Raw genomic sequence first — 9,862 nt, 5'->3', positions numbered from 1 at the left:
GCGGGGGTTGTGGTGAGGGTGGCGGTGGTGGTGTCGAGGGTTGCTCTGGTGCCTACCGGGACGGTTAGCTGACCGGGGCCGTGGCCGATGGGGAGGCCGCCGAGGACCGGTACGCCCAGGTCGCCGAGGCGTTCGGTGAGTACGTCGACGATGGTGGTGTCCCAGCCGTCGCCGCAGTCGGTGAACTGCCCGACCGCCACCCCGGCCAGTCCGTCCAGCGCGCCGGCCCGGCGCAGGTGGGTGAGCATCCGGTCGACCTTGTACGGGGGTTCCTGCACGTCCTCGATCAACAGCACCGCACCGGTCAGGTCGGGCAGGTCCGGCGTGCCGATCGACGCGGCGATCATGCACAGGTTGCCGCCGAGCAGGGTGCCGGTGGCGCGACCCGGTACGCGTACGCCGAAGGTCTCCTCGGTGGGGACCGCGGTGATCGACACCGGTTCGGTCGTCATCAGCGCCGCGTGCAGGGACTCGGCGGAGCGCAGCGGCGTCCGCTCGTCGCGCCAGGCCGCCCCGGGGCCGTGCACCCCGGCCAGGCGGGCGCCCCTCCACAGGGCGAACTGCAACGCGGTGATGTCCGAGAAGCCGGCCACCACCTTCGGGTCACGGCGTACGGCGGCCATGTCGATGGCGTCCACGATCCGCTGGGCCCCGTAGCCGCCGCGGGTGCAGATCACCCCGCGCACTTCAGGGTCGGCGAAGGCCGCGTTCAGGTCGGCGGCGCGCAGGTCGTCGGTGCCGGCGAGGTAGCCGTGGCGGGCGTACGCGTTCGGCGCCGGCACCGGGCGCAGGCCCCAGCCGGTGAGCAGTTCCATGCCCCGGGCCACCCGCTCCGGCGAGGTCGGCCCGGACGGCGACACCAGCAGCACCGTGTCACCCGGGCGCAGCACGGGCGGGCGCACGGCGGCGGTGTCCTCGCTGATCACAACCGCAGAGCCTAACGACCCGGCCGAGGCGGGAACGCCACCCGGGCGCGCGGGCCGTGCCGGGGCGTGGTGCCGTGCGGCGTACCGGCTAGCCTCGACGGGTGGCAACCGCGCTGGTGATCGAGAACGACCCGACGGACGACGCGCGCCGGCTGGGTGAGTGGCTGACCGAGGCTGGGCTGGAGCTGTGGGTGGTTCGCCCGCACGCCGGCGACGAGCTCCCCGACGACCTGGAGGGGTACGCGGCGCTGGTGGTGCTCGGCGGCGACCAACAGGCGTATCCGTTCCCGGACGGCTCGCCCGGCGCACAGTGGTTTCCCGCCGTGGAGGGCCTGCTGCGCAAGGCGGTCCGGTACCGGGTGCCGACCCTGGCGGTCTGCCTTGGCGCGCAGCTGCTCGCCACCGCGCACGCCGGGTTGGTGGAGCGCAGCCCGTCCGGGCCGGAGATCGGCCCCGGCGTGGTCGGCCGGCGCGACGCCGCCGAGAACGACCCGTTGTTCCGGTACGTTCCGCTGATCCCGGACGTGCTCCAGTGGCACGCCGACGAGATCACCGAGCTGCCTCGGGGCGCGACCCTGCTGGCCGCCTCCACCCGCTACCCGCATCAGGCGTTCCGCCTCGGTGACCGGGCCTGGGGGTTGCAGTTCCACATCGAGTGCGACGCCGCGATGATCGCTGACTGGGCCACCGACTCGACCCAACTCGCCGAGCTGGGCTACGACCCGGAGCTGGTGGTCGCGGCCTGCGCCTCGGTGCTGGCCGACGTCGAGGAGGTCTGGCAACCGTTCGCCGCCCGGTTCGCCGCGCTGGCCCTCGGCGAGTTGGACGACAGCACGACGCGGCGCGGCCTGCCGCTGCTCGGGCACTGATGAGCCGGCCGACCAGGGCACCGGGCCGGCTCGCCCGGTACGGCTTCGGCACCGCCGAAGGCGATGGCGGCGCGCGCGCCGCGGACCTGCTCGGCCCGGAGGGGCTGGGGCTGTGGCGGCCGGCCGAGCAGGAGCCGGTCGACGAGGCAGCCGCGGAGTTGCTCGCCGCGCTGTCCCGGGCCGCCGACCCGGACCTGGCGCTGCGCCAACTGCACCGCATCGTGGAAGCAGAGAGCCGCACGCCCGCAGGCAGCGCCGGGGGCCGAACGTCCGCAGGCGGCGCCGAGAGCCGCGCCACCGAAGGCAGCGCCGAATCGCCGCTGCTCGCGGACCTGCACAACGACCCCGGGCTGCGGCGGCGGCTGATCGCGGTGCTCGGCGCGTCGTCGGCGCTCGGCGACCACCTGGTGGCCCACCCCGAGCACTACCAGGCGCTGCGGACCGCCCCGGACGGGCTCGCCCCGACCGCCGAAGGGCGGCTGGAGCCGACCGACGGCGGCAACCCGGTGGCGGCACTGCGGACCGCGTACCGCCTGGCGTTGCTGCGGATCGCGGCGGCCGACCTGACCGGCGGTCGCGGCCTGGAGCAGACGATGGCCGCGCTCTCCGCGCTGGCCGACGCGACGCTCTCGGCGGCGTACGAAATCGCGGTGGCGGAGCTGGCGGAGGGGACCGAGCGGCCCCGGCTCGCGGTCGTGGCGATGGGCAAGTGCGGCGGCGGCGAGCTGAACTACGTCTCCGACGTGGACGTCATCTTCGTCGCCGCCGAGGACGCCGACCTGTCCGCCGCGACCCTGGTGGCGACCCGACTGATCTACATCTGCGGGCTGGTCGCCTGGCCGGTGGACGCCGCGCTGCGCCCCGAGGGCAGCCGGGGCCCGCTGGTGCGGACCCTCGCCAGCCACCTCGCCTACTACCGGCGGTGGGCGCGCACCTGGGAGTTCCAGGCGCTGCTCAAGGCCCGCCCGGCAGCCGGTGACCTGCCGCTGGCCCAGGAGTGGATCGACCAGCTCGCGCCGCTGGTCTGGCGGGCGGCCGAGCGGCCCGAGGCGGTCGAGGACGTCCGCGCCATGCGCCGCCGGATCATCGACCACATCCCGCCGAAGGAGCTGGAGCGCGAGATCAAGCGCGGCCCCGGCGGGCTGCGCGACATCGAGTTCGCCGTCCAGTTGCTGCAACTCGTGCATGGACGCGGCGACGAGACGCTGCGCGCGCCCGGCACCATCCCGGCGCTGCGGGCGCTCGTCGCCGGCGGCTACGTCGGGCGGGCCGACGGCGAGGCCCTGCTGCGCGGCTACCGCTTCCTGCGCAGCGTCGAGCACCGGCTGCAACTACAGGGCCTGCGTCGTACGCACACGGTGCCCGCCGAGCCGGGCGCGCTGCGCTGGCTCGCCGCCGCGCTGGGTTTCACGGCCGCGCCGGGGCGCAGCGCCGTGGAGAGCTTCCGGGCCGAGTGGGTCACCCACGCCACCGAGGTACGCCGACTGCACGCCAAGCTGCTCTACCGGCCGCTGCTGGAGTCGGTGGCCCGGGTGCCGGCCGACGGTCTGCGGCTCACTCCGGAGGCGGCCAGGAACCGCCTGGAGATCCTCGGCTTCGCCGACCCGGCCGGGGCGTTGCGCCACCTCCAGGCGCTCACCGGCGGGGTCAGTCGCACGGCGGCCATCCAGCGCACGTTGCTGCCGGTGCTGCTCGACGAGTTCGCCGACGCGCCGGAGCCGGACCGAGGGCTGCTCAACTACCGCAAGGTCTCCGACAAGCTGGGCAGCACCCCCTGGTATCTGCGGCTGCTGCGCGACGGCGGCCCGGTCGCCCGTCGGCTGGCCCGGGTCCTCGCGCTGTCCCGGTACGTCGCCGACCTGCTCGCCCGCGACCCGGAGGCGCTGCGGCTGCTGGCCGAGGAGAACGAGCTGGCGCCACGCGCGCCCGAGGTGCTGCGGGAGGGGTTCCTGGCAGCGGCGGCCCGGCACTCCGACCCGGTCGAGGCCACCAGCGCGGTGCGCGCACTGCGACGCCGCGAGCTGGTCCGGGTGGCCTGCGCCGACGTGCTCTGCCGGGCCGGCGCGCTCGCACCCAGCCCCACCCGGGCGGACGGCGCGAAGCGGGCCCCCGGGCTGTCCGACATCACCGAGGTCGGTACGGCGCTCGCCGACGTCACCGACGCCACCCTGGCCGCCGCGTTGCGGGCCGCTCAGGCCAGCCAACCGGCACCACCCGGGCTGCGGTTCGCGGTGATCGGCGTGGGACGGCTCGGCGGGTACGAGTCGAACTACCTCTCCGACGCCGACGTGCTCTTCGTCTACGACCCGCCGCCGGGCACCAGCGAGAGCGCCGCCAGCGCCGCCGCGCACGCCGTCGCCGAGGAGCTGCGCCGACTGCTCGGCGTACCCGCCCCCGACCCGCCGCTGGGTGTCGACGCCGACCTGCGGCCGGAGGGCCGCCAGGGTCCGCTGGTCCGCAGCCTCGCCGCGTACGCGGCGTACTACGCCCGCTGGTCGCGGGTGTGGGAGGCGCAGGCGCTGCTGCGGGCCCGGTTCGTCTGTGGGAACGCCGAGCTGGGGGCCGAGTTCGAGGCGATGATCGATCCGGTGCGCTACCCGGCCGACGGGCTGACCCGCGAGCAGGTCGTCGAGATCCGTCGGATCAAGGCCCGGGTGGAGACCGAGCGGCTGCCCCGGGGCGCCGACCCGGCCACCCACACCAAGCTCGGGCGCGGTGGGCTCGCCGACGTGGAGTGGGCGGTGCAACTCGTCCAACTCCGGCACGCCGGCGCGATACCGGCGCTGCGCGGCACGCGTACCCTCGACGCCCTCGCGGCGGCCGAGCGGGCCGGCCTGATCGACCCGGCGGACGCCGCGGAGATGGCCGCCGGTTGGGCCCTGGCCGCGCAGGTCCGCAACGCGTTGATGCTGGTCCGGGGTCGGGCCGGCGACCAACTGCCCCGGCACGGGGTGGAGTTGGCCGGGGTGGCCCGGCTGCTCGGCCGCGACGATCCGGGCGAGTTCCTCGACGAGTACCTGCGCACCGGCCGCCGCTCCCGCGCCGCGGCCGAACGGGTTCTCGATGCCTGACGCGTCGCCGCCCCCAACCGGGCGCAGCGTCGCGGGTTGGGCGGCGGCGACCGGGGTGGCGGTGCTTCTCGCCGTCGCGTTCCTCCTTGCGCCGCCGATGGGCACCGACCTCGCCGCCCAGGTGGCCCGTGCCGGGTTCACCGAGCGGTACGGGGCCGCGCCGGTCGACTTCGGCTGGTACGGCGGCGTCAACCAGTACGGCTACAGCCTCTTCACCGCCAGGTTGGGCGCGCTGATCGGGGTGCGTCCGCTGGGGGCGATCGCCGCCGTGGTCGGCGCGGCCGCGCTGGGTTGGCTGTTCACCCGCAACCGGGCCCGTCGACCGCTGCTGGCCGGCGTCCTCGGCGCGGTGGTGCTGGTCGGCAACCTGGCGAGCGGTCGGATCACCTTCGCGGTCGGCTTGGCGTTCGGGCTGCTGGCGCTCTGCGCGGTCAGCGCGGAACGCCCGCCGCGCTGGCTCCGGTTGACGCTCGCCGCCGTCTGCGCCGCCCTGGCGACGGCGGCCAGCCCGGTCGCCGGCCTGTTCACCGGGCTGGCCGGCGCGGCGCTGCTGCTGGGCGCCCTGCGCACCGGTGACGGGCCGGGCCGCCCGCTGCCCGGAGGCTGGCGAGCCGAGCGACCACTGGCCGAGGGGTTCGTCCTGGCCGTGGCGCCCGCCGTCACGCTCGCCCCGATGGCGTTCGTCTTCGGCAACGGCGGCACTCAGCCGTACTCGGCCGAGTCGATGCGCATCAACGTCGCGCTCGCGGTGCTGGTGGCGGTCGTGCTGCCGCGTCGCCGCCGGGTGCTGCGCGTCGGCGCGGTGCTCACCGTGCTGCTCCTGATCGGGGCGTACTACGTGCCCAGCCCGATCGGTTCCAACGCGCTGCGACTGCCGATGCTGTTCGCCCTGCCCGTGCTGGCCGGGTACGCCGCGTTGCCGGGGCCGTGGCTGGCCGGGCTGCTCGCCGCGACCGTCTGGTGGCAGTCCCCGGTGATGATGAGCGACGTGACCCGGGCCGGCGCACCGGAGAGCGCCGAACGTTTCTACCAACCGCTCGTCGCCGAACTCGACCGGCGGCAGCCGGCCGGGCGGGTCGAGGTGGTGCCGCTGCGCGACCACTGGGAGTCCGCGTACCTGCCGCCGACCGTGCCACTGGCCCGGGGTTGGGAACGCCAGGTCGACAGCGACCGCAACGCGCTGTTCTACGACGGCAACCTGAACGAGCAGACGTACGAGCAGTGGTTACGGCACGAGGCGGTGAGCTACGTGGTGCTCGCCCCGGACGCACCCGCCGACCGGTGGGGCCGCGACGAGGCCGCGCTGATCCGCGGCGGCCTGCCGTACCTGCGGGAGGTCTGGCGAGACTCCACCTGGCAGATGTACGCCGTGGTCGATCCGACCCCGCTGGTCGGTGCCCCGGGTCAACTCGTCACCGCCGACCGCAGCGCCGTCCGCCTGACCGCCACGCCCGGGGACGTGCCGGTCCGGGTTCGGTGGTCGCGTTGGCTCACGTTGAGCGGCCCGGACGGCTGCCTGCGACCGGGCGTGGACGGGTGGACCGAGGTGCGGGTCCGCGCCGCCGGCGACTACTCGATCTCCAGTGGGTTGGCACCGGCGCGCCACTGCTGACCGTGCCTGCCGTCGGCCTTCCGCCGACGGGCTGGCAGCATGTCCGGCGTGCCTTCCCACCTCGCGCGCTGGACCGGCCTGGCCGGCTCGATGCTGCTCGCGCTCTCCGCTTTCCTCGGCGGGGCGTTCCCGAGCGGCCCCCTGCGCAGCACCCCGGTCAGCATCTGGCAGGGGCCCAACGGCCCGCTGATCCTCGCCGCCTGGGTGGTCGGCACCGGCCTGATGGCGTACGCCTGGTGGGCGCTGCGCGACGGAGGGCCCTCGACGCGGTGGGCCCTGATCACCGTCGGGCTCTGGCTGCTGCCGCTGCTGATCGCACCGCCCTTCGGCAGTCGGGACGTGTACGCGTACGCCTGCCAGGGCGCCAGCTTCGTCGGCGGCATCAGCCCGTACGAGCAGGGCGTCTCCGCGCTGCCCTGCCCCTGGCTGGACACGGTGTCGGTCATCTGGCGCGACACCCCGGCACCGTACGGGCCGCTGTTCGTGCTCATCGCGGGCGCCGTGGTGAAGGCCACCGGTTCGCTGACCGCCAGCATCGTGCTGTTCCGTGCGCTGTCGCTGGTCGGCGTGGCCCTCACCGCGTGGGCCCTGCCGGTGCTGGCACGTCGGGCCGGTGTGCCGGCGAAGCGGGCGGTGTGGCTGGCGTTGGGCTCCCCGCTGGTTGCCGCGCACCTGGTCGGTGGCCCCCACAACGACGTGTTGATGCTCGCCGCGTTGGTCGGCGGACTGGCCGTGGTGGCGGCACACCCGGGTCGGCGCGGCATGCTGCTGGTCGGCGGGCTGCTCCTCGGAGTCGCGGTAGCGATCAAGGTGACCGCCGTGGTGGTGGTCCCGTTCGCCGCGCTGGCGGCCACCGCCGGGCCGTACCGGATCCGCACACTGATCCGCGACGGCGGCTGGGTGGTCGGCGGCACGGTCGTCACCGTGGTCGGCGTGACCCTCGTCGGTGGGCTGGACTTCGGCTGGATCGGCGGGCTGTCCCAGGGCGGCGCCGCCATCGCCTGGACCTCCCCGTCGACCGCCGTGGGGCAGACGGCCGGGTACGTCGCGGCGCTGTTCGGCGGTCACATCGACGCGCTGCCGGTCACCCGCGGGATCGCCGTGGTCCTCCTGGCCGTACTGCTCGTCTGGCTCTGGTGGCGGGCCCGCACCCGCGACCCGCTGTACCACGCCGGCCTCGCGCTCGCCCTCACCGTCGCGCTCGCCCCCGTCGTGCACCCCTGGTACTGGACCTGGCCGCTGTTCGTGCTGGCGGCCACCGCCCAGCGCACCAGATGGTTCACAGTGGTCGCCCTGGTCGCGTCCTTCCTGGTGCTGCCCAACGGCACCGGGCTGCCCCGGTACACCAAGACAGTCGGGGCGCCGCTGATGACGCTGTTGGTGATCGTGCTGGTCATCTGGTTGGTACGGTCGGCTCGAGCGGCCCGTCAGCCGGTCGCCGACGATTGAGGGAAGGTGCGCCGGTGACCGCTCCCGGCGCGTCTGTTCCCCCGCCGCCTGTGTCGTTGGCGGCATCGGCTGCCCGGTACGCGGGCCTGGTCGGCGCGGTCCTGCTCGCCGTGGCCGGATACCTCGGCGGGGCCCTGCCCGACGCCCCGCTCGGCGCGACACCCGCGTCGATCTGGCGAACCCCGGACGGTCCGGCGACGCTGACCTGCTGGCTGATCGGCACCGTCCTGCTGGTCGGGGCCTGGTGGTCGTTGCGCGAGGGTGCGCCGTCGACCCGTTGGGCGTACGTCACCGCCGGGCTGTGGGCGCTACCGCTGCTGGTCGCGCCACCGCTGGGCAGCCGGGACGTCTACTCGTACGCCTGCCAGGGCTGGACGTACGCACACGGCGTCGACCCGTACACCGTGGGGGTGGCGGCGGCGGGCTGCCCCTGGTTGGACACGGTGGCGCCGATCTGGCGGGACACCCCGGCACCGTACGGGCCGGGGTTCGTCCTGCTCGCGGCGCTCGCCGTCGGCCTCGGCGGCGGGCTCACCGGGACGATCGTGGCGCTACGCGTGATCGCCGTGGCGGGGCTGCTGCTGGCCGCGCTCTGCCTACCCGCTCTGGCACGGGCGGCCGGAGTGCCGGCCGGCTTGGTGGCCGGGGTGCCGGCCCGGCGGGGGGTGCCGGCCGGCTTGGTGGCCGGGGTGCCGGCTCGGCGGGCGGTCTGGTTGGCGCTGGCCGGTCCGCTGGTCGGCGTACACCTGGTGGCCGGCGCACACAACGACGCCGTGATGCTGGGCCTGCTGCTGTGTGGGCTGCTGGTCGTGGTCCGTCGACCAGGTCGGCCGGTGGCGCTGCTACTGGCCGGAGCGCTGCTCGGGCTGGCGGTCACGGTGAAAGCCAGCGCCGTGGTGGTGGTGCCGTTCGCCGTGCTGGCCGGCATGCCCGATCAGTACACCGTTCGAGCGTTGCTGCGCCACGGTGCTTGGCTGACCGGAGGGCTGCTCGCCGCGTTGCTGGTCACCTCGGCAGTGTCCGGCCTCGGCTTCGGCTGGGTGGGCGGGCTGACCCACAGCGGCGACTCGGAGCAGTGGACATCGCCACCCACCGCCGTGGGCTTCGTGGTCGACTACGCCGGCGCGCTGGTCGGCCGGGACCCGCAGGCGGTGCCGGTGGTCCGGGCGGTCGCGCTGCTGCTGCTCGTCGGGGTGCTGCTGATGCTCTGGTGGCGGGCCTGGCATGTGCTGCGCGGGCTGAATGAAGCCGCGGCTCCCGAGGTGAGGTGTTCGGGGGTGGGGTGTTCCGGTGTTGCGGGTCCCGAGGTGGCTGCTCGCGTGGAGGCCTCTTCCGGGGTCGTGTCTCCCGGGGTCGCGTCTTCGGGGGTCGCGTCTTCCGGGGTCGCGTCTTCGGGGGTCGCGTCTTCGGGGGTCGCGTCTTCCGGGGTCGCGTCTTCGGAGTTCGCGTGTCCTGAGGTCGGATGTCCTCGGGTGGCGCGGTCCCGGGTGGCGCTGCACGGCGCGGCGTTGGCGCTGGTCGCCACCGTCGTCCTGTCCCCGGTCTTCCACCCCTGGTACGCGACCTGGCCGCTGGCGTTGCTGGCGCTCACCGCCGCCCGTACGACGTGGTTCGTGCTGCCCACCGCGGCGGCAGCCTTCCTCGCCCTGCCCGACGGCACCAACCTGGCCCGTGTCACCAAGGCACCCGGTGCCCTGGCGATGACCGCCCTGCTCCTGACCGTGCTCGTACGCGCCCTGCGCACCGCCCGCCGCCGCCGGCAACGTTGATCATGAGGTTGACGGGGGCAATTCGGGCGAAACGCCTCGCCAACCTCATGATCGTCATCGTCGTGGGGTCAAGATCGTGCTCGAACGTGGATGTAGTGGTGTCCGACGCGGTCGAGGCCACTACATCCAGGATCGAGCACGATCTTGGGGCAGGGCAGGGCAGGGC

6 protein-coding genes are annotated in these 9,862 nt (G+C 74.8%); 5 read left to right on the top strand and 1 reads right to left on the bottom strand.

Going from position 1 to position 9,862, the window contains the following annotated elements; translation table 11 throughout:
• The coding region (locus DLJ58_RS20010) for a S66 peptidase family protein (RefSeq protein WP_148098000.1) at nt 1-926 on the bottom strand (926 nt) is incomplete at its 3' end.
• A gap of 101 nt (nt 927-1,027) precedes the next feature.
• On the opposite strand from DLJ58_RS20010, the gene DLJ58_RS20005 reads away from it, so the two are divergent.
• The 5 genes from DLJ58_RS20005 to mptB (DLJ58_RS19985) are packed head-to-tail and all read left to right on the top strand — an operon-like array spanning nt 1,028 to nt 9,696.
• Nucleotides 1,028-1,795, top strand: coding sequence for a type 1 glutamine amidotransferase (locus tag DLJ58_RS20005; protein WP_124858549.1), 768 nt, complete (start codon nt 1,028-1,030; stop codon nt 1,793-1,795).
• Nucleotides 1,795-4,866, top strand: a complete 3,072-nt coding sequence (locus DLJ58_RS20000) for a bifunctional [glutamine synthetase] adenylyltransferase/[glutamine synthetase]-adenylyl-L-tyrosine phosphorylase (RefSeq protein ID WP_124858548.1) — start codon at nt 1,795-1,797, stop codon at nt 4,864-4,866. Before DLJ58_RS20005 ends, DLJ58_RS20000 begins: the two co-directional genes overlap by 1 nt.
• Nucleotides 4,859-6,478, top strand: coding sequence for a hypothetical protein (locus tag DLJ58_RS19995; RefSeq protein ID WP_244219045.1), 1,620 nt, complete (start codon nt 4,859-4,861; stop codon nt 6,476-6,478). The genes DLJ58_RS20000 and DLJ58_RS19995 overlap by 8 nt, the downstream gene beginning before the upstream one ends.
• Before the next feature lie 48 nt (nt 6,479-6,526).
• Nucleotides 6,527-7,927, top strand: a complete 1,401-nt coding sequence (gene mptB, locus DLJ58_RS19990; RefSeq protein ID WP_208741225.1) for a polyprenol phosphomannose-dependent alpha 1,6 mannosyltransferase MptB — start codon at nt 6,527-6,529, stop codon at nt 7,925-7,927.
• Between the two features lie 14 nt (nt 7,928-7,941).
• Nucleotides 7,942-9,696: a polyprenol phosphomannose-dependent alpha 1,6 mannosyltransferase MptB gene (gene mptB / locus DLJ58_RS19985; protein ID WP_124858546.1), complete on the top strand. Its 1,755-nt coding sequence runs from the start codon at nt 7,942-7,944 to the stop codon at nt 9,694-9,696.
• Nucleotides 9,697-9,862: the final 166 nt, after the last annotated feature.

It is taken from the genome of Micromonospora arida (genome assembly GCF_003857035.1).
GTDB classification, from domain to species: domain Bacteria; phylum Actinomycetota; class Actinomycetes; order Mycobacteriales; family Micromonosporaceae; genus Micromonospora; species Micromonospora arida.
This window is presented reverse-complemented; position numbering and strand designations above follow the sequence as displayed.